This window comes from Streptomyces sp. S.PB5 (assembly GCF_030403745.1).
GTDB lineage: Bacteria > Actinomycetota > Actinomycetes > Streptomycetales > Streptomycetaceae > Streptomyces.
On the sequence record NZ_JAQMWP010000023.1, the window covers coordinates 103,907 to 123,717 of the forward strand.

Genomic DNA, 19,811 nt, shown 5'->3' on the forward strand with positions numbered 1-19,811 from the left:
ATGTGAACTGCGTGGCAAGCGACAGCTCGGTCATCTCTGTCTCCCTGTTGCCAGGCCCGGGTACAGCTGTGAGGAGTGCGGAACGTGCTCGGCACGGCGTCGTATCCGGTCGGCGAGGGGATCGGCGTCGCGCCGGAGTGCGCGGTCGTACCACCAGGAGGTCAGCAGCAGCACGGTCAGCTGCAGAGCGCCCAGCGCGGCGCCCAGGGGCATTCCGTTCGCCGGACCGTCGGCGAACAGCTCGCCCGCCGTGCCGGAAAGCAACGCGGTGACCAGGACGACTGCGCCGTTGAGCGCCAGGAACCGCCGACGCGCACCCGTGTGCGTGCGGTGGAGCACGTGCAGGGGCCCGGCGTCGGCGTCCAGGGGGTGATCGTCGGTCGGCTCGTTGCCGGACCGACGGGGAGGGACGGACATGAGTTGGTCCTCTCGCGAAATGGGTGACGCTCACTGTGGTCTCCGGCATCACCGTTTCTTGGTGCCTTGGGGCAGGAGGACCGAGGGCGTGCCGGGGGACGAACGGCGCACCGTGAGAAGGCGCGGGCACTCACGATCGAAGGCGCCCGAGACCGGCCACGAGGGCCTGCCCGTGATCGGGCTGCAGGGCTGAGCGCCGCTGAAGCCGCGGTGCGACAAATGCTCGACCGGGCGGGAGAGGCGGACGGTGCGGTTCCACCACCCCGCCGTGGAGATGGGCGGGTACGGTCACCCCAGTGGTGGCGAAGTGACCGTTTCCGGGTCAGTCGTCCGCGATGCCCGCGCCGCTGAGAGCGGGCACGGTGTCCTCGGGGCGGGCCAGGGAGCGGGCGCCGAGGCGGAACTGGTTGAGTTTGTTGACGATGGTCTGGCCGACGGGGAGGTGCCCCCAGATGCTGATGCCCTGGTGGGTGGTGGGTTCCCAGGTGGTCTCGTCGATGACGATCGGGTTCCAGCCCACTTCCCACTCGAAGCCCGAGGGGGTCCGGGCGTAGTAGGAGAGCTCTTTGTCGTTGGTGTGCTGGCCGACGGACAGGGCCATGCCGAATCCGAGTTCATGCACGCGCTGGTAGCTCTGAGCGACGTCGTCGAGGTTCGCGGCCTGGATGTTGAGGTGCTGGACGCGAGTGCGGACCGGGTCGAGGGACAGGCCGCGGGTACCGACGACGGCGACGGAGTGATGGCGTTCGTTGACGCGCAGGAAGCGGATCTTGAGCTTGACACCGCTGATGGTCTCGTCGATGTAGTCGGTCAGTCGGGCGTCGAAGACCGTGTTGAAGTAGCCGCGGATCTGCGTCGGCCTGGTGGAGGTCAGCGCGATGTGTCCCATGCCCAAGTCACCGGTGACGAACCCGGAGGCGAGCATGCGCAGCGGCTCGGCCGAGGTCACCGGGGTGGTGTAGATCTCCTGGGTGATGCCCTTGGGGCCGGGGAAGCGCAGCAGGCGTTCCACGCCGCGCAGCGCGGCCTCTTCGTCCGTACCGACGGTCAGGGGGACGCCGTGGGCGCGAATGCGGGACTCGATCTGCTCGAAGGCGGTGTGGTCGTCGATGTGCCAGCCGGTGGCGACGACGTCCTCGGCGGGGCCGCGCCGCAGCAGGAACCGGCACTCCTGGCCGTCCAGGCGGAAGCGCATCAGGTCGCGGGAGAGGACGTCGTGATGCATACCGATGGCGTCGGCGCCAAAACGCCGCCAGTCGGCGAAGCGGTTGGTCTCGATGACGACGTAGCCGAGGTGGACGGCGCCGAAGACGGAGGGAGCGGTGGTCGCTGCGGTGCTCATCGGCGGCCCGCCAGGAAGTCGGCGCACAGCCGGTTGAACAGCTGCGCGCGCTCGAACTGCACCCAGTGCCCGGTGTTGGCGACCAGGTACAGGTCGCAGTTGGGCATGCGCTCGGCGAGCATCCGGCCACCGGAGGGCCTGTTGACCTTGTCCTGCGCCCCCCACAGCACCAGCGTGGGCACGGGCAGCCGGGGCAGGCGGGGGTCGCGGGTGAAGTCCATCTTCCACACGGTCCGCAGGGCGTTGGGTCCCGAGGGCCGTCGCAGCGGCGGTGCGGCGATCACCTCGGGATCGATGCTGGCCCGGTAGCGCTCGTCGATCGCGGCGTCCGGGACGTCGGTGGCGTTGAAGACGAGGTAGTTGCGGATGAACTTCTCCAGTTTCGCCCGCGAAGGCCCGTCGCCGGTGTAGTAGTTCAGCAGGTTGCTGAGGCCGGGGGTGGGCAGGGCGCGGGTGGTGCCGATGCCGCCGGGGCCCATGAGGACCATGCGTTCGACCCGGTCGGGGGTGTCCAGGGCCAGGCGCAGGGCGCAGGCGCCGCCGTAGGAGTTGCCGACCAAGTGGGCTTTGTCCAAGCCGAGTCCGTCGAGCAGTCCTCGGATGCCGTCAGCCAGGCAGCCGAAGGGGTCGGCGCCGTCGACGCCCTTGGTGCTGCGTCCGTAGCCGGGCAGGTCGGGCACGATGACCCGGTACTCCTTGGCCAGCTCCGCGATGTTGCGGGCGTAGTTGGAGACGCCGGAGGCTCCGGGGCCGCCGCCGTGCAGCAGCAGGACCGGTGGGCCGTCACCGGTCTCGGCGGCGAAGATCTTCCGTCCGCCGATGTCGTACGTCGTCTCCTGCATCGTCGGCAGGCCGGTCGGTGTCGTCGTCATGATGCCGGTGTCCTCACTGGGCGGTGGACGCGGTCGGGCGGGAGGTCGCGGAGGGGGCGAAGCCGCGGGGTGGGGGCGGGAGCGGGGCGTTCTCGGGAGCCGCTGCGTAGACGTAGGCGTCGGGGCGCAGGGCGAGCGTGGCGGCGCCGTGCCTGGCCATCCAGGGCAGCAGGACGCCGTCGCTGTCGACGAGGGTGCCTTCGGCCGGCCGGGAGCCGACGGGTGTGACGGTCAGGGAAGGGACTCCCGGCAGGTCCCAGGCCGGCTGGGGCGTGGCCGTGCCGGCGTGCAGGAGGAGCCATCGGCCGCCGAGCGCGTCGTCGAGGCGGACGCGGGTGCCGTCGGGGCCGGTGACCCACGGCTGAGGGATCTGGTGGCCGGTCACCCTGGTGCGGGGGCGGGCCTGCAGGCCGGTGTCGTACCGGGCTACGGGGATCCAGTTGGAGTCCTGCAGCCAGTCGCCGAAGCCCGGTATGCGGTCCAGGACGCGCAGGGCGCCGTTGCGGACGCGCGCGACCGGCGGGCGGCGCTCGGTGATAATGCGGCCGACGAATACCGCCCGCTTGGTGACTTCTTTGACGTGCGGTTTGCGCTCGGCCTCGTAGCTGTCGAGCACCGCCTCGGGCAGTTCGCCGCGCAGGACGGCGTCGAGTTTCCAGCAGAGGTTGGCCACGTCGCGCACGCCGGCGGCCATGCCCTGGCCGATCCACGGAGGCATGGCGTGGGCGGCGTCGCCGGCGAGGAAGACCCGGCCCATGCGGAAACGGCTGGCGAAGCGGACGTGATGGCTGTAGACGGTGGCGCGCAGGACCTCGATGCTGTCGCGGGAGATGCCGTACCGGGCGACCAGCCGGTACACGGCCTCCTCGGTGGTCAGCTGCTTCTCGTCGTCGCCGGGCAGGATCGGGAACTCCCACCGGTGGTGGCCGAGCGGGGTCGGGCAGTCCACGGCGGGACGGGCCGGGTCGCAGTGGAAGCGCAGCTTGTCGTGGTCCGGCCAGGGCTTGAGCATCTTCGTGTCGATGACCACCCAGCGGTCCTCGTACGTCCTGCCCTCGTAGCCGATGTTCAGCTGTGCACGGGTGAGGCTGGAGCCGCCGTCGGCGGCGATCACGTAGGAAGCGCGCAGCCGGTGGACGGAGTCGTCGGCCGTACCGGCCACGGTCAGTTCCACCCCGTCGGCATCCTGGCGCAGACGCAGGCACTCATGGCGCAGCAGCACCCGCACCTGGGGGTATCGGTCGACGCCGTCGCGCAGGACCTGTTCCAGCGCAGGCTGGTAGATGAACATCTGCGGCGGATGCCCGTGGCCCCGCGTGGCGGGGCGCGCGCTGAGGAACGCTCGGCCGTTCGTGTCGACGAAGTCGACGGGCCGTTCGGTCAGCATGTCCTGCTTGAGCCGCTCGGCCAGGCCGACCCGCTGCCAGATGCGAACGACCTCCTCGTCGGTGGAGATGGCCCTGGCGCGGCTGAAGATCTCCGCATCGCGTTCCAGTACGACGACGCGCAGGCCCATGGCGCCCAGCAGGTTCGCGGCGGTCACGCCCGTGGGGCCGTAACCGATCACCGCCACGTCGTAGCCACTGTGCCCGGTCTCTGTCCCGGCCCTGATCTCACTCACACCAGGCCACCTCACTGTCGTTCATGTTGCACGGCTCTTGTTCACGGCTCTTGCTGTAACGCTTACTACAATTGGAACGGCTGCTACGGTATGCTTGCCGTCGGAGACGGTCAAGAGCCGGCGTGAACCGCACAGAGGAGAAGCACCTGCCATGACGAGGCCGCAGACGACCCGCAAGAAGCGCGCGAACGGGGTGGAGTCGCGGCAGCGCATCCTCGACGCCGCCGTGGAGATCGCGGGCGAGCGAGGGTACGAGGGCACGTCGATCGCGGCGGTCAGCGCCAAGTGCGGACTGCCCGCCAGCTCGATCTACTGGCACTTCAAGGACAAGGACGACCTGATCGCCGCGGTCATCGAACGCAGCTTCGACACCTGGCTGGCCGCGGTCGTGCTTCCGGGCGAGGAGACGGGCACCCCGCTGGAGCGGATCACCGCCATGGCGGCCAACGTGGCGAAGTCACTGGTCGACGCCCCCGACTTCCTCCGGCTGGGCCTGATGCTCGCGCTGGAACGACGCCCCGCCGAACCCCGCGGCCGGACAGTGTTCCTCCAGGTCCGCGCCATCGCGCAGGCGAAGATCGCCGAGGTGACCGAAACGCTTTTCCCCGGCCTCGACGAAGAGGCGGTCCACACACTGGCGACCTACGCCGTCGCGGGCGCTGACGGACTGTTCGTCCATCGGGAGATCAACGGCGACGCCGTCGACCTGGTGGCGATGTTCGAGCTGCACGCCCAGCTGGTCTACGAGGCTGCGACGCGCATGGCGGCAAGGAGCAAGGGATGACCCCGCCAGGCCTTCGATGCGAAGAAGCAGCCCGGCTGCTGCGCGAGGCCGAACGCCGTACGACACCGGTCGAACCGCTCTCCACGACGCTGCCCGGCCTCGATCTCGCCGACGCCTACGCGGTCCAGCAGGACAACATCGCCCGCCGACTAGCCGCCGGGGCGACGGTGATCGGCCACAAGGTCGGACTGACCTCCGCCGCGATGCAGCAGCTCCTCGGCGTGCGCGAGCCGGATTTCGGGCACCTGCTGGACGACATGGTCCACCGCGACGGTGGCACCGTACGCACCACCCGATACTGCGCCCCGCGCGTCGAACCCGAGATCTGCTTCCGCCTCGCCCGGCCGCTGCGCGGCCCCGGTGTGACCACCGAGGACGTAATGGCAGCCACCGAGGCGGTCGCTCCCGCACTGGAGATCGTCGACAGTCGCATCCGCGACTGGCGGATCACCCTGGTCGACACAGTGGCGGACAACGCCAGCTCCGCGGGGCTGGTCTGCGGCTCCTGGACACCGATGGAGTACGCACCCGACCTCGCGGCGGTCACCGTGGACCTGCACGTGGATGGGGATCGCGTGGCCTCCGGCAGCGGCAAGGAGGTTCTGGGCCACCCGGCCGGCGCAGTCGCCTGGCTGGCCAACACTCTCGCCGCCTTCAATGTCGGACTGGACCCCGGACACGTGGTCCTGCCCGGCGCCATGACCACCGCTCCCTTCGTCGGCGCCGGACAGAAGGCGGAGGCTCGTTTCGCAGCCCTCGGCTCAGTGTCGGTGTCGTTCGTCTGACCGACCGTCCGCCATCCCTCTTAGACATCGAAGGCCAGGCTCCCGATCCGCCTCCCCACTTCCGGCCCTGATCCTCACCCCCCTGCTTCCCGCATGCCCCTCGGTCACCGCCACGCCGCACTCCTTGGCTGCCGCCGGGCGCCGACGCCCACAGCCTGCTCGTCGCGCGGTCGGAGGTGCGTGGTCGGCGGCCGGAACGACACGACTTCCCCGCCGTAGCGCGCAGACCCGCATGAAAGGCCCCGTCACATGCCCCCTTCGACACAGCGCATCGACGTCCATCAGCATGTGGTGCCCGACTTCTATCGGGCAGAGCTCGCCAAAGCCGGCATCGCCGACGCCGGCGGCCGGGCCGTGCCCGAATGGAGCCCCGAGTCGGCACTGGAACTGATGGACCTGCTCGGCACCAGCACCTCGATCGTCTCCGTTTCCACGCCCGGCACCGGCTTCCTCACCGACCCCGGGGAGGCCGCCGACCTGGCCCGGCGTCTCAACGACCACTCTGCGGCCCTGACCGCTGACCACCCCGGCCGCTTCGGCTTCTTCGCCACGCTGCCCATGCCCGACGCCGATGCCTCCGCCGCCGAGGCCGCGCGGACACTGGACGACCTGCACGCCGACGGCGTCACCCTGCTCGCCAACAACCAAGGCAGCTACCTCGGCGCCGACGGCCAGGACAGGCTGTGGCGCACGCTGAACGACCGCGGTGCGGTGGTCTTCGTGCACCCGGCGGAGCTCCCCGCTCCTCCGGTCGACGGCATTCCCGCCTTCGCCGCCGACTTCCTGCTGGACACCACCCGCGCGGCCTACCTCCTGGTCCGCAACGGCATCCCACGCCGGTACCCGGACATCCGGTTCATCCTCAGCCACGCCGGCGGCTTTGTCCCCTACTCCTCGCACCGCATGGCCGTCACCATCGCCAACGACACCGCGCGCAGCCCGCTCGACGTACTGGACGACTTCCGCTCCTTCTACTTCGACACCGCCCTGTCCTCCAGCCCCGCCGCCCTGCCGACCCTGCTCGCCTTCGCCCGCCCCGGACACATCCTCTTCGGCAGCGACTGGCCGTTCGCCCCCACCCCTGCCGCGCAGTACTTCGCCAACGGCCTCGACGGCAACGTCGACCCGAGCACGCTCATGGCTGTCAACCGCACGAACGCCGAAGCGCTCTTCCCCCGTCTGCCCGCCACTCCCCCAACGCAGTCGCCAGCCCTCCCGGCCCCGGTGCGCCTGCGCCAGGCGGCCCAGCGCACCGCCGCACGCCTCGTCTTCAAGCTCCTCCAGCCCGGCACCGACTAAAGACAGGTCCCCATGTCCACAACCCCGCTCCGCAAGCCCGACGATCAGAGCGAAGTCACACAGGGGACCGTCGCGACCGGCCGCGCCGGCCATCACGGCGTCCTCTTCGCCATGTGCCTGTCCCTGATTCTGGTCGTCGCCTCCGTCTCCGCGCTCAACCTCGCCCTGCCCGACCTGGCCATCGACCTGTCGGCGACCAACAGCTCGCTTACCTGGATCGCCGACGGCTACACCGTCGCCCTGGCCGCTCTCGTCCTGCCCCTCGGTGCCATCGGTGACCGCGTCGGCCGCCGCAACGTCCTCCTCGCGGGCACCGTCGTCTTCGGCGCCGCCTCCCTGGCCGCCTCCTTCGCGGACTCCACCACCACCCTCATCGCCTGGCGGGTCGTCATGGGCCTGGGAGCCGCGATGATCATGCCGGGCACCCTGTCCACGATCACCGCCGCCTTCCCTCCCGAGCAGCGCGCCAAGGGCGTAGCCACCTGGTCCGGGTTCGCCGCAGCCGGAGCCATCATCGGCATGCTCGCCGCGGGCGCTCTGCTGGAGTGGTACTCATGGCGGGCTATCTTCGTCACCAGCGCCGCAGCCGCCCTCCTCGCCGCCGTCGCCGCCCTCGTCCTGGCGCCCGACACCAAGGACGAGCGCCCGCCCCCACCCGACGTGACCGGTGCCGTGTCCACCGCCGTCGGCATCGGCACCCTCGTCTTCGCCATCATCGAGGGCAACGAGCAGGGCTGGACGGAGCCCGCGGTGATCGCCGCCCTAGTCGTCACAGTGCTGGCCTTCACCGCGTACGCCTGGCTCGGCCTGCGCAATCAGCACCCGCTGCTCGACCCCGCGCTGTTCGGGGTCCGAGGCTTCCGGGCCGGCGCGATCACCGTCCTCGTGCAGTTCATGGCCGTCTTCGGATTCTTCTTCGTCGGCCTGCAGTACCTGCAGCTGATCCTCGGCTACAGCCCGCTCAAAGCCGCCGCCGCCCTCGTCCCCGTCGCCGTCGTCGTCCTGCCCACGTCCCAGACCACCCCTCATCTGGTGCGCCGGGTCGGCATGAAGGCCACCATGACCGTCGGCCTGCTCCTGCTGAGCGCCGGCCTGTTCGTCATCTCCCTGCTCGATGTCGACTCCGGCTATCTGCCGTTCCTCGGCGGTCTCGTCCTCGCGGGCCTCGGCATCGGCCTGTCCGGATCCGTGGGCACCGCCGCCATCACCGGCTCACTCGGCCGCGGCCAGCAGGGCGTCGCCTCCGCGATGAACGACACCACCCGCGAGGTCGGCTCGGCCGTCGGCATCGCCCTCATGGGTTCGATCTACGGCAGCCACTACCGCTCCAACTTGCCGGGCTCCCTCGACCAGCTTCCCTCCGAAGCCGCCGAAGCCGCACGCGACTCAGCCGCCGGGGGCCTCCATGTCGCCGATCAACTCGGCGCCCGGGGCACGGCCCTGGCAGAGAGCGTCAAGTCCGCCTTCATGGACGGCCTGTCCGCCTCGCTGATCGCAGTCAGCGTCATCGTCGTGGCCGCAGCGATCGGCTGTCTGTTCCGCGCACCGAAGGCGCCGCCGACGTCCGACTGACTTCGGCACGGTGACACTTCGACTTCCCACGGTTCGACACTCCGAGGACGGCCCGGCCGCGTTCTTGCGACGAGCCCACCCGGCAACGCTGAATGCGGCCCGCCGCAGCGTCACACATCCCCGCCGAACAGGGGCGGCGTCTGGCCGTCGCAGAACGTGCTGGTCTTGATGCCGCTCGGCCTCTTCATGCCGGACACGAACGTCCCGCGGCTGGCGCGGTCCGCGCGGACGGCGGACCCGTGCCCGCGGTCCTCGGCACTTCGCTCACGCGAGTCCAGCGAGGACTTTTCTGGGGGCGGACATGGTCGAGGTTCCTCTCATGAGACCCATCTGCTCCTCCGTCAACACATCCGCATCTCGGGCCCCACACTCCCGCTGCCGAATGCGGCCGACGCTGTCCACCCTGGCGACAGGTCCCGGGGTGGGCCGTGTGAGGGCGGGAGAGTGAGCGTGGCGGCACTCGTTCAGAGGGCGCCGCCCGTCCAGGGTGAGGCTGACCGGCATCAGGTCACGGTGTTGAGGGGCGCGTCTCGGTCCAGTCGACCATGAGTCGGCGCTCGGCGAACAGCCACTCGCCGCCCGCGCCCTTGACGAATTCGTCGAGATAGCGGATGGAGGCGATCATGAGTGTGCGCTGCCCCTCCTCAGTGACCGAGACGTGGTGGGCCAGGCAGTAGCTCTCGCCGCTCGCCCGGTCACCCACCAGGGAAATGGTGCTCTGGCCGTTGAAGTGCGTCGTGGTCTGATAGCTGTTGAGGTTGTCGAACACAGGAGCGAGGGAACTGCGCCCTTGCAGTGCCTGGGTGGGCTCTGCCGCGGTGGCGTCCATGAACACCAGGAAGCGTGCATCCTCGGCGAACAGGGCCATCTGCCCCTTCGCGTCCCGCCGGTCGGCGCAGTGCGCATAGGTGTCGACCAGCTCGCGGATGGCGAGCCGATCGGCGGCTTCCTGAAGCGTGATTGCGGAGTGGGAGCTCATTCGCATGCTCTTTCCCTTAAGATATTTGACACTTGTATAACAACATCGATTGCGTCGTGGCGCAACATGGAGGCAGTGCAGGACCGGCGGAGCGCGCCCGGAACGGGGGGATGTTCGCTCGCTGACAGGAGGGCTAGAACACTGAACGCCAAAACCGACCCCCGCATAACCCGGACGATCCGGGCCTTCGAGCAGGCCATCGTCGAACTCGCTTCGGCGCGACCGGTCTCCCAGATCAGCGTTGCCCAACTCGCCGAACGCGCCGGGGTCACCCGGGCGACCTTCTACAACCGCTACACCACCCCGCTGGAACTCCTGATCCACGTCCTCCACGCCGACCTCGACCGCGGTCACCGCCTGGAGAACCAGAGAGCGATGCAAGGCCACTCGCCGGTCGAGCTGCTTCGCCTGGCCACGGCCGAGGTCGCGGACCACGTTGAGCGGTTCCGGTCGATCTACGAACTCTCTCTCGGTGACCCCGCCGACAGCGGTGTCCTCGGAGCTCTGGTGCGCCACTTCCACGACTACACCCTGGCGTTCATGGCGCACCGCAGTCCTACGGAGCTCCCCGACGCGAACCGCCAGGTGATCGCCCAGTTCATGGCCCACGGGTTCGCCGGGGCCATCAGGGCCTGGCTCAGCGACCCTGCAGTCACCAAGGACGAAATGGTCGATGCGGCTGTAGCGTGCGCCCCTGCATGGTGGGCACCTGGCCGGCTGCCGCACACGTCTTGACGACAGATGACGATGCCGTCCAGGGAGAGGGAAGTCATCGAATGTCGTTTTGAGGTGCTCGTCGGTGTTGCGGGGTTGCACGGATGTGCAAGGGCGATGCCTGGGCAGGCGCGACCAGGCAAGTGACGCCGTGACCGGGTAGACAGGCCTGGAGTTCGGGCGTCAGCGGGACCCATCTGTCGGTGGGTCAGCCGGTGCTTGCGCCGCCGTCGACACGCAGGATCTGGCCGGTGATGTGTGCGGCGTCCTGCGAGAGCAGGAAGCATACGGCCGCGGCGATGTCGTCCGGCCGGCCCAGCCGCCCGGACGGTATGCCCGCGAGGTAGCGCTGTGCCGAGGGGGATCCGACGGGGTTGTTGGCGCGGAACAGTTCCGTCTCGGTCGGTCCTGGGGCAACGGAGTTCACGGTCACTCCCGTGGTGGCCAGTTCGCCTGCCCAGGCCCGGGTGCAGAAGTCCAGTGCCGCTTTGGCCGCTCCATAGGCTGTGCGCTCCGGTTTGCCCACGGTCACCAGGCTGGTGATGTTCACGATGCGCCCCCACGTATGTGCGGTCATGGCGGGCAGCACAGCTTGGACGGCCTGGACGGCGACCCGTACGGTCAGGTCGTAGACCGCATGCAGATCACCCAGTTCGACCTCACGCACGGATGCAGGTCGGACCAGACCGACGTTGTTGACCAGGGCGTCGACGGGGCCATCGGCGAGGACGGCCAGCAGGGCTGTGTCCGTTGCTGTCTGATCGGCCAGGTCGACCTCGTGAAACTCCCCGGGAAAGGCGTCGATCGAGGTCCGTGCGAGACCGATGGGCCGATGGCCCTGACGGGCCAAGCGTTCGGCCACCGCCAGGCCGATGCCGCGCGAGGCTCCCGTGATGAGCACGCGACGAGAGTTCATGGTCTAGATTCCTTCCTCACTCCTGCGGGGCAGGAGGGAATCGGGCGAGGGTCCGGACAGTCAGAGGCGGCCGAGGCCAGTCGGGTGCCGAGGCCTCGGCACCCGACTGGCCAAGGTGTGTCAGAACCCGGGGAAGAGGGAGCGCAGGTCCGCTAGGGTGACTGCCCCGGTGACCTGCACACGGTCCGTGGCCTGGTTGCGGCCATAGACGAGGCGCAGCACCGCCTCCGCTGTGCCGGTGACCGCGCCGTTTGGTTCGGCCGGCTCACACGGGTACAGATGGAGCTCGGCTCCCAGGTCCAGGAGCATGGTCCGGGACGGATCGCTCAGGGTGACCGCGAGCTGCCGGGTACCGAGCCGCGTGAGCGTGTCGGCGTCCCGGAATCGGGTGGCGACCAGGTCCAGCCGCTCCCACAGCAGCTGTACCTCCGGTGCCGGAATCTTCGCCTGGGGGTTAAGGGCCACTTCGATGTCCCAGGCGTGGACGGAATGCTCCGACAGCCGGTATCCGGCGTAGACCGGGATACTGAGCAGCCCGGCGAAGTACGGGACACGTACGGATTCCTGCTGTTGCGCGTCAAGTGAGTCCAGCAGCTGGAGGTGGCGGGCATCGGCGGACTGCCAGGCCTGCCGCTGCTCGGGACCGGAAAGGGCGTCCCACCGGTCCCACACCGGCATTACAGTCTGCCGACTCGGACCTGTCTTGTCGCCCGCGATACCGCGCTCCAGCAGGCCGGTCGAGATCTCGGCGGCGCTGCCGAGGTGGGACAGGACCTGCGCGATGCTCCATCCGTCGGCGAAGGAGGGCCGGTTCAGCTCCTTCTCGGACAGGGCGCCGACCGTCTCGGCCAGGCGCTCGGAGCTGGCGTGCAGAGCTGAGAGCCAGGGGTGGAGGCTGTTGGGGTTGTGGGTGGTTGGTGTGTGTGTCGTCATGTCAGTGCTGCTGGTGGGCGAGGTCGGCGGCGGTGAGGCCTTCGAGGGCCATGCCGAGCTGGGTGCCTTCGGCCATGCGGCGGCTGATGCGCTGGCGCAGGGTGACGGCGAGGTAGCGGGTGAGCAGCTGGGGCTTGGCGGCCAGGTCCTCGGCGAGCTGCTGGGCGCGGGGCAGGACCTTGTCCAGGGGCAGGACTTCGGCGACGGCGCCCCAGCGTTCGGCCTGTTCGGCGGTGAAGGAGCCCTGGGTGAGGGTGAGGTAGCGGGTGCGGTTGAGGCCCAGGGCCTCTTCCCAGGCGATCTGGATGCCGTCGCCGGGGACGATGCCGAAGGTCAGGTGGGGGAAGTCGGTGAAGACGGTGGTGTCGGCGGCGATGACGATGTCCGCCAGCAGGGCGTACTCGCTGTGGACGGAGGCGGGCCCGTTGACCGCGGCGACGATGGGCATCTCCAGGTCGACCAGGCGCTGCATCACGCGTCGGCCCTCGCCGAGGGTGCGGTCCCAGTTGGCAGGCTTGGTGATGTCGCCCAGGCTGGCGCCGTCGATGTCGGTCATGAACCGGTCGCCGGTGCCGGTCAGCACCAGGACGCGGTTGTCGCGGTCCTCGCCGATCTCGAACAGGGCGCGCGGGAAGTCGGTGTGCATCTCGCCGGTGAAGGTGGCCGGACCGTCATCGGTGTGGAAACGCAGCGTCAGCACACCCGACGCCGTGCGGCTCATCGCCAGGTTCTTGAACGCGGTGAAGTAGGACGGGATCTGCTCGGACACGAAGGACTCCTCGGTAAGGGACAGGACGGTCGCTCCGCCCTTGCATCCCCACACAACTCCTGTTCTCGCGAAATCCATAGCCGCTGGTTAGAAGGCCTGCCAAGGGTGGTCATAAGCTCTTCGCATGGCCATCGGTACAGGCCTCGCCCCGCTTGTGCGGCTTCACGAAAGGCATGTCGTGGCAGTCTGCCCGTCGGATGCTATTCGGGTCACTGATGGTCGCCGATAAGGCCCGCCTTTGGATTGGGATGGCTTATCGCTCGAGGGCCGTGATGCCATAGGGCTATGGAGATCAGAGCGATGCGAGCGTTTGTAGCGGTGGTCGAGGAGGGGAGCCTGTCCGCGGCCGCCCGGCGGATGCACATCAGCCAGCCCGCTCTGTCCCAGACCGTGAGTGCCCTGGAACGGGAATTCGGCGTCCAGCTGCTGATCCGCAGCTCCACAGGTGTACAGGCCACAGAGGCCGGCACAGCCCTGCTCACCGAAGCCCGGGCCGTGCTGGCACGCCATGACCAGGCACTCGCCGCCATGACGGCACGAACCGCCGCGGCCACCACCACACTGCGCATCGGCATTCCTCTGGAACTGCCGGCCGACCTCCTGTCCAAGGCGTTGCTCGATCTGTCTGCCGCCCATCCGGGCACGCGGGTCCAGGCGCGGCACCTGTCGACCTCCACTCAGCTGGCGGAACTGCAGAACAACAGCCTCTCAGGCCTGAGGAGGGCAGCGCCGTGCAGCAGGCTGCCGTACTGTTGCACGACTCCCGGGTGACCGCCGCATTTCACCACCTGTCCGCCGTCACTCCGGGAGACCGGCAGATCGAGAAAGTCGGCACCGACGTACTCGTCCTGGGCAATGAGCGCGCCGCCACCGACACCCTTCAGGCACACGCCTCACGCCTGCCCGGCGCATGCGGCGTGTACGGCGTGTACGGCGGAAGACTGCGCAACGCCCGCCAAGTGGAGCCGCTGGTTGCCAACCTGATCTCGGTGAACCGCCACTACAAGGCTCACGCCAGCCTGCGCCTCAGCAACGTCGGAGGCAACAGCTCCGCCCTCACGTTCGTCCCCGATCTGTACAGCCATGGGACGCAACCAGGCTGTCATCGGCACCGTTCAAGTGCGTGCGGTCGGCGGGGAATCCGTCACCACTTCCTACGAATGCCATATCCGAAGGTCACGCGTTCGAGGGGAGTACACGAGTCTCCGGTCCGGGGCATGGGGTCGAGGGACCGGGCGACGACGGTGGGCGGCCACCCGGCCGCGTCCGGAGGCAGATCACGCCGCGGATGCCGGTGTCAGGGCTGCGTTTCCCTGCCGACCTGCGGGGCCGGTACGGAGGTCACGTGACCGCTGGGGGCAGCCACTGACCATTCCGGCACGCGGCGACAGCCCTGTCCAGGGTCTGGTGGTCGGCCCAGCTTCCGTGGAAGCCGAACGGGACCCGGCTGGGGAGCTTGACCCGGCACAGCGGGACGCGGCGCAGGTCTGCGGCGTCGTGGATCAGGAGTTCGCTGAGGCCGGTGGCCCGGTTCCACCACAGCGAGAGCAAGTAGCCGTCGTCCTCGCCGCGGGGATCCTCGCGGGCGACGAAGACCGGTTCACCGGGGCTGGTGAGGCCGTCCGGTCCTTCGACGACGGTGGTGTGGTCGAGGAGGTAGTCGTGGCGGGCCAGTCCGTCGGACAGGGTGTCGTCCGCCAGACCGCGCGTGGTGACGAAGTAGCCGTAGCGGTGCGGCCGGCCCAGGCACGCGTCGTTGATCTTGGGGAACTCCCCGGCGATTCCGCTGATCATCTCCTCCTTGACGCGTCCGGTCGCCAGGTCGACGCTCCACCGGTACGGCAGAGCAGGGGGGAACCACTCGTGGGAACCGATCGGCGCGGCGAGGCGATCGGCCGGTGTGCCGAGCCGGGTGATGCGATGCCCGTCGATCACCAGCTCGCCGTCCTGCTCGTAGGCGTTGAAGAAGTGGGTGTTGGCGAACTGTCCGCCGGCCTCGTGCCAGGTGACCTGGTGGCTGCGGCGGTCCATCAGGACGATCTGCGTGCCGTGGTCGAGGGAGTTCTCGTCCCACACCACCCCTGGACGTCCCTGGGGGATCAGATCGAGGCGGAACTGGGCGGGCGTGACGAAGAAGACGGCGTAGTGGTCGCTTACCGCGAAGTCGTGCATGAGGACGGGCACCCCGATGTCGAAGGAATGCGAGTCGATGATTTCGGCGGTCTTCACATCGGCGCGGTACCAGGTGATGGTCGGGCCGGTGGCGGCGAAGAACAGCATGTCGCCGCTGTCGGGGTCGATCTTGTAGTGGGCGGTGCACAGGACGTCGATGCCGCCGTGGAAGTCGTATGTGCCAAGGGTCTTCAGGGTCTCCGGGTCCATCGCGTGCGGCAGTCCGCCCTCGTAGTAGACGAGGAGACGGTCGTCGAAGATGCCGACGTTGGTGTTGGCGACGTTCTTGGCCGGCGGGGCTCCGTCGGGCAGCCGTCCGGGTGTGCCGCCATTGACGAAGCCGCTGTAGACGGCCTCACCGGCCTCGACCTCCACCTTCATGGAGTCGCTCTCGACCCAGCGGGTGCGGTAGGCGGCCCGGCCGTCGCGCAGGTAGATACCGCAGACCATGCCGTCGCCCTCCCACCAGTGATAGCGGTCGGTGTTGCGGGGCTGGAAGCGGGGGTTGGAGGTGACGCGGAACAGCGCGCCGGAGAGGTCGGCCGGGATCTCCCCGTCGACCTGCAGGTCGTACGCCTCGTTCTCCTCCCTCCACGGGGCGAAGGGTCCGTGGAGGAACTTGTTGTCGGTGGGCCGGGGAATGCTCATGTACGTGCTCCAGGGATCGGGCGGGCCGGGATGACGGACGTCTCGGAAGAGGCGATGGCCCCTCAGAACGGGTAGTGCGGGAGTTCACCGCGTACGGTGACCCACTGCTGTTCGGTGAAGGCTTCGAGGTTGGCGGCGGAGCCGCCGTGGCGGGAGCCGTTGCCGGAGTCGCCGACCCCGCCGAAGGGGATGATCGCTTCGTCATTGACGGTCTGGTCGTTGATGTGGACGAGGCCGGTGGGTACGCGCTCCGCGAGGGCCAGGCCCTTCATGACATCCCGGGTCAGGATGCCCAGGGACAGCCCGTAGTCGCTCTCGGCGGCCAGCCTGGCCGCCTCGTCCACGTCCCGGAAGGAGACGACGGGCGCCACGGGTCCGAAGATCTCCTCCGCGTAGGCGGGTGCGGTGAGCGGCACGCCGGTGAGCACGGTGGGCCGGTAGAACAGGCCCTCGTACCTGCCACCAGCCGCCAACGTGGCACCGGCCGCGACGGTGTCGGTGACGATGCTGTGCACACGGTCGCGCTGGCCCTCGTCGATGATCGGCCCCACGGCGACGTTCTCGTCGGCCGGATCCCCTACGGGCAGCGCCTCGGCGTGCTGTGCGAGCAGGGCCGCGTAGTCGTCGGCGACTGAGCGGTGGACGAGGTGGCGGCTGCTGGCCATGCAGATCTGGCCGGCGTGGACGAAGGATCCCCACGCTCCCACCGAGGCGGCCTTCTCCAGGTCGACGTCGTCCATCACGACCAGCGCCGAGTTGCCTCCCAACTCCAGGTGGACCCGCTTGAGGTGGCGTGCCGCGGCGACGCCGATGGCGCGGCCGGCCCGGGTGGAGCCGGTGAACGCGATGACGGGGATCCTCGGGTGCTCGACGACGGCGGCGCCCACGTCCGCTCCGCCCGGCAGGACGTGCAGCAGACCGGGCGGCAGACCCGCCTCCTCGAAGACACGGGCGAAGGCCAGGCCACCACTGACCGCCGTGCGCGGGTCCGGCTTGAGGACGACCGCGTTACCGAGGGCCAGCGCCGGGGCCACGGCCCGCATCCCCAGGATGATCGGCGCGTTGAACGGGGAGATCACCCCGACGACGCCGACGGGAACCCGGCGAGCGAACGACAGCCGTTCCTGCCCGGAGCGCAGCAGTTCGCCGTACGGCGCCCCGGCCAGGGCCGCGGCCTCGTGGCACTCGTCCGCACCACCGCTGGTGACCTGCAGGGCCGCGAACGGCCGAATCGCCCCGGACTCCCGCATCAGCCAGGTCTCGATCTCCACCTGGTGATCCTCGAAGAGCCGAGCGGCGCGGCGCAGTACGGCCGCGCGATCGGAGTACGGCCGGGCGGCCCACTCCCGCTGGGCCTGCACCGCCTGTTCCACCGCCTTGTCCACGTCGGCCGACGTGGCCGAGCCGACACGGCCCAGCGTCCTGCCGGTGGCGGGCTCGACGGCGTCGTACACCTCACCCGAGCCGCTGATCCACCCACCGGAGAAGATCCGGCCTTCCCAGGTGCTGCTGTCCAGAAGAGTCATGATTTTCCATTCTGCGTGTCGTCATAGTGCCGGTTGCGCTATCAGGGCTGGGGGGTCAGGGGCTGGTGGACGGATTGATGGCCGCGGTGCCCGAAGAGGCGGGGACGTCGGTGCTCGCCGGTGTGACCGATGTGGCGTTTGTGCCTTCGGCGAGCCGTTCGGCGGCCTCGTCCATGACGCCGCCGCGACCTAGGGCGAGGACGGCGATGACCGCGCCGACCAGGCTGGCAGCGGCGCATACGTACACGCCGAGGTCGAGACCCGTCTCGAGGGCTTCGCGGGCGAGCGGGACCACGGTGCGCGACAGCTCACCGAGGTCCGCGTTCGCGGCAGCTAGAGCGCCGCCCTCGTCGTTCACCGCCTTGGCCGCGCCCAGCGCCTGTGCGGGGAGCCCGGAGGAGTCGAGCTTCCCGGACAGGGCACTGCTCGCCGTTCCGAGGGCGACGGCGCTGGCGACCGCCGGGCCGAGGGCCTGACCGGACTCGCGGACGAGGCTGGTGACCGCGCTGGCCATACCGGCATGCCGGATACCTGCGGCGCCGACCGCGACTGCCGTCAAGGCGGAGAACATCGTGATGAAGCCGATCCCCAGCAACAGGATCGGTCCGACCATCGGCGGGAGGGCCGTGCTGTCAGCCGGCAGCAGGGCCATCCAGATCTGACCCGTGGCCAGAGACAGCAGCCCGCAGACCAGCAGCATGCGGGGGTGCACGCGCTGCAGCAGCATCGGCAGGACCGGGGTGAGCAGCACCGGCACCACCTGGACGAGGGCCAGGGGGAGGGAAGCCCGCAGTGGGGAGAGATGGTGGACGGCCTCCAGCTTGAGGGTCAACAAGTACGCCGTGCCGATGAAGCCGAACAGGGCCAGCAATCCGATGGCGGCGGCCGCGGCGAAGGACGGGTTGAGGAACAGCTCCAGCCGCAGCATGGGTGCCCGCGACCCGCGTTCCACGACGAGGAAGGCCACGAACGCGGCGAGGGCGATCATGAAGGCGAGCACGATGTGAGGCTCGGAGTAGCCGTCGTTGGCCCCCTCGATGACGGCGTAGAGCAGCGCCAGCAGGGACACGGCGATGGTGATCTGTCCCGGCCAGTCGAGGCCGCGTCCGGCGGGCTGCCGGGAGTCGACCATCCAGCGGGCGCTGACGACCGCGGTGACCAGCCCGAGCGCCGCGAGCGGGACGAAGGCCCAACCCCAATCGGTGTGTTCGGCTGTGAACCCGCTGATCAGCGGAGAGATCAAGGAACCGAAGGCGAGACTGATCGCCCAGTACGACAGGGCGCGAGCGCGGGTGGCCGGATCGGGGGTGCCCGCGACAATCACCGCAAGGGATGAGGGGAAGATCGCGGCGGCACCCAGTCCGGCGACGGCCTGGCCGGCGAGGAGCTGGGGCAGCGAACCCGAGGTGGCGGCGACCAGACAGCCCGCCGTGATCAGCAGCCCACCGACGACGAGAAGGCGTTTGCGCCCGAACAAGTCACCGAGGACCCCGTAGTTCAGCTCCAGGATCGCCGTGGGAAGGATGAACGCGGCCGGGATCCAGGCCAGCGCGGCAGCCGACACCCCGAGGTCACGCTGGATCTCCCCGATGAGCGGGGACGCGAGCGGGACGCCGATCTGGGCCACGCAGATGGCGACGCACGCGGCGATGAGCGTGGCACGGCTCAGCAGAGCTGAACTGTTCAGCTTATCCGGGGGCGCGGACCTGGCGGGATGGGGACGGGTCATGAGGGGCCTCCTGCAGGGCTCGGGCGAAGTCCGCCGACTGGCCGAGACCCCGAGATCGAGTGTCTCACTTATCCGGACTCCAATCTTGCTTTTCAGGACGTTGCAGCCAACACAGCCCGCACGTCAAGGGTTAAGACCGACATTCGCTGCGATTGACGCGCCCAGATCAGACCTCTATCGTCCTGCAAAACAGAGTACTTGACCTGAATAAGGAGACACTATGGCGATCACTGGACTGGGACACACCGGCTTCTGGGTCGACGACCTCGAGAAGATGCGGGACTTCTACGCGCGCGTCCTGGGGCTGACCGTGACCGACGAGGACGAGGAGCGGGGCATCGTCTTCTTCTCCTCCCGCCCCGACGAGGAGCACCACGAGTTCGTGCTCCAGCGGGGCCGGACCGCCCCTCCCGGTGCCAAGCTGACCCACCAGGTGTCGTGGCGGGTGGACTGCCTGGAGTCGATCATCGAGTTCCACCACCGGTTCCGCCGCGAGGGCATCAAGGTTCAGCAGGAGGTCACCCACGGCAACGCGATCGGGATCTACTTCTTCGACCCCGAGGGCAACCGCAACGAGGTCTATCTGCGCATCGAACGCGACGTGCGCCAGCCGTTCCGCAAGACGATCGACCTCGACCGGTCCCCCGACGAGATCTTCGCCGAGGCCGAACGGCTGCTGACCCAGGGCGGTCCCGCCTACCAGCCGGTCCAGTGACCCCTTCCCCGCGACGGA

At 69.2% G+C, this 19,811-nt stretch carries 18 protein-coding genes and 1 pseudogene; 8 read left to right on the forward strand and 11 right to left on the reverse strand.

The window, feature by feature from the left end:
* Nucleotides 1-30: 30 nt before the first annotated feature.
* From PH203_RS41830 to PH203_RS41845, 4 genes are all read right to left on the reverse strand, one after another.
* Entirely contained in the window at nt 31-417 is a 387-nt protein-coding gene (locus PH203_RS41830) for a hypothetical protein (RefSeq protein WP_289927327.1), read from the reverse strand.
* Between the two features lie 322 nt (nt 418-739).
* The gene (locus PH203_RS41835) at nt 740-1,759 is read right to left on the reverse strand and encodes a VOC family protein (protein ID WP_289927328.1); all 1,020 of its coding nucleotides are present in this window, start codon (nt 1,757-1,759) and stop codon (nt 740-742) included.
* Nucleotides 1,756-2,631, reverse strand: coding sequence for an alpha/beta hydrolase (locus PH203_RS41840; RefSeq protein WP_289927329.1), 876 nt, complete (start codon nt 2,629-2,631; stop codon nt 1,756-1,758). The genes PH203_RS41835 and PH203_RS41840 overlap by 4 nt, the downstream gene beginning before the upstream one ends.
* A gap of 13 nt (nt 2,632-2,644) precedes the next feature.
* Nucleotides 2,645-4,252 (reverse strand): bifunctional 3-(3-hydroxy-phenyl)propionate/3-hydroxycinnamic acid hydroxylase, encoded by a 1,608-nt coding sequence (locus PH203_RS41845; RefSeq protein ID WP_289927330.1) that lies wholly within the window; start codon nt 4,250-4,252, stop codon nt 2,645-2,647.
* A 151-nt stretch (nt 4,253-4,403) separates the two neighbouring features.
* On the opposite strand from PH203_RS41845, the gene PH203_RS41850 reads away from it, so the two are divergent.
* The 4 genes from PH203_RS41850 (at nt 4,404) to PH203_RS41865 (ending at nt 8,692) form a co-directional block, all read left to right on the forward strand.
* Nucleotides 4,404-5,036 carry a TetR/AcrR family transcriptional regulator gene (locus PH203_RS41850; protein WP_289927331.1) on the forward strand — a complete coding sequence of 211 codons (633 nt, stop codon included), beginning with the start codon at nt 4,404-4,406 and terminating at the stop codon, nt 5,034-5,036.
* Nucleotides 5,033-5,821 carry a fumarylacetoacetate hydrolase family protein gene (locus tag PH203_RS41855; protein ID WP_289927332.1) on the forward strand — a complete coding sequence of 263 codons (789 nt, stop codon included), beginning with the start codon at nt 5,033-5,035 and terminating at the stop codon, nt 5,819-5,821. The genes PH203_RS41850 and PH203_RS41855 overlap by 4 nt, the downstream gene beginning before the upstream one ends.
* Before the next feature lie 249 nt (nt 5,822-6,070).
* Nucleotides 6,071-7,120 carry an amidohydrolase family protein gene (locus PH203_RS41860; protein ID WP_289927333.1) on the forward strand — a complete coding sequence of 350 codons (1,050 nt, stop codon included), beginning with the start codon at nt 6,071-6,073 and terminating at the stop codon, nt 7,118-7,120.
* A gap of 12 nt (nt 7,121-7,132) precedes the next feature.
* On the forward strand, nt 7,133-8,692 hold the full coding sequence (locus tag PH203_RS41865; RefSeq protein ID WP_289927334.1) for an MFS transporter: 1,560 nt from the start codon (nt 7,133-7,135) through the stop codon (nt 8,690-8,692).
* A 508-nt stretch (nt 8,693-9,200) separates the two neighbouring features.
* Here PH203_RS41865 and PH203_RS41870 read toward each other — a convergent pair.
* Nucleotides 9,201-9,671 carry a nuclear transport factor 2 family protein gene (locus PH203_RS41870; protein WP_289927336.1) on the reverse strand — a complete coding sequence of 157 codons (471 nt, stop codon included), beginning with the start codon at nt 9,669-9,671 and terminating at the stop codon, nt 9,201-9,203.
* A gap of 75 nt (nt 9,672-9,746) precedes the next feature.
* Here PH203_RS41870 and PH203_RS41875 point away from each other — a divergent pair, with 75 nt between their 5' ends.
* Entirely contained in the window at nt 9,747-10,406 is a 660-nt protein-coding gene (locus PH203_RS41875) for a TetR/AcrR family transcriptional regulator (RefSeq protein ID WP_289927337.1), read from the forward strand.
* Nucleotides 10,407-10,593: 187 nt separating this feature from the next.
* Here the strand turns inward: PH203_RS41875 and PH203_RS41880 are convergent, their stop codons facing one another.
* The 3 genes from PH203_RS41880 to PH203_RS41890 all read right to left on the reverse strand — a co-directional run bounded on the left by PH203_RS41880 (nt 10,594) and on the right by PH203_RS41890 (nt 13,003).
* Nucleotides 10,594-11,301, reverse strand: a complete 708-nt coding sequence (locus PH203_RS41880; protein WP_289927338.1) for an SDR family oxidoreductase — start codon at nt 11,299-11,301, stop codon at nt 10,594-10,596.
* Between the two features lie 120 nt (nt 11,302-11,421).
* Nucleotides 11,422-12,234 carry a maleylpyruvate isomerase N-terminal domain-containing protein gene (locus tag PH203_RS41885; protein WP_289927339.1) on the reverse strand — a complete coding sequence of 271 codons (813 nt, stop codon included), beginning with the start codon at nt 12,232-12,234 and terminating at the stop codon, nt 11,422-11,424.
* Nucleotide 12,235: 1 nt separating this feature from the next.
* Nucleotides 12,236-13,003, reverse strand: coding sequence for an enoyl-CoA hydratase/isomerase family protein (locus PH203_RS41890; protein ID WP_289927340.1), 768 nt, complete (start codon nt 13,001-13,003; stop codon nt 12,236-12,238).
* A gap of 300 nt (nt 13,004-13,303) precedes the next feature.
* Between PH203_RS41890 and PH203_RS41895 the strand changes: the two genes are divergently transcribed.
* The gene (locus PH203_RS41895; RefSeq protein WP_289927341.1) at nt 13,304-13,774 is read left to right on the forward strand and encodes a LysR family transcriptional regulator; all 471 of its coding nucleotides are present in this window, start codon (nt 13,304-13,306) and stop codon (nt 13,772-13,774) included.
* Nucleotides 13,711-14,040, forward strand: a pseudogene (locus tag PH203_RS41900) (NADPH-dependent F420 reductase); the annotation flags it as partial. The gene PH203_RS41895 and the pseudogene PH203_RS41900, both read left to right, overlap by 64 nt.
* Before the next feature lie 304 nt (nt 14,041-14,344).
* Here the strand turns inward: PH203_RS41900 and PH203_RS41905 are convergent.
* The 3 genes from PH203_RS41905 to PH203_RS41915 all read right to left on the reverse strand — a co-directional run bounded on the left by PH203_RS41905 (nt 14,345) and on the right by PH203_RS41915 (nt 19,078).
* Nucleotides 14,345-15,823 (reverse strand): carotenoid oxygenase family protein, encoded by a 1,479-nt coding sequence (locus PH203_RS41905; RefSeq protein WP_289927343.1) that lies wholly within the window; start codon nt 15,821-15,823, stop codon nt 14,345-14,347.
* Nucleotides 15,824-15,885: 62 nt separating this feature from the next.
* On the reverse strand, nt 15,886-17,349 hold the full coding sequence (locus PH203_RS41910) for an aldehyde dehydrogenase family protein (protein ID WP_289927345.1): 1,464 nt from the start codon (nt 17,347-17,349) through the stop codon (nt 15,886-15,888).
* A gap of 55 nt (nt 17,350-17,404) precedes the next feature.
* On the reverse strand, nt 17,405-19,078 hold the full coding sequence (locus PH203_RS41915; RefSeq protein ID WP_289927346.1) for an MFS transporter: 1,674 nt from the start codon (nt 19,076-19,078) through the stop codon (nt 17,405-17,407).
* A 220-nt stretch (nt 19,079-19,298) separates the two neighbouring features.
* Between PH203_RS41915 and PH203_RS41920 the strand changes: the two genes are divergently transcribed.
* The gene (locus tag PH203_RS41920) at nt 19,299-19,793 is read left to right on the forward strand and encodes a VOC family protein (RefSeq protein WP_289927347.1); all 495 of its coding nucleotides are present in this window, start codon (nt 19,299-19,301) and stop codon (nt 19,791-19,793) included.
* Nucleotides 19,794-19,811 lie beyond the last annotated feature (18 nt).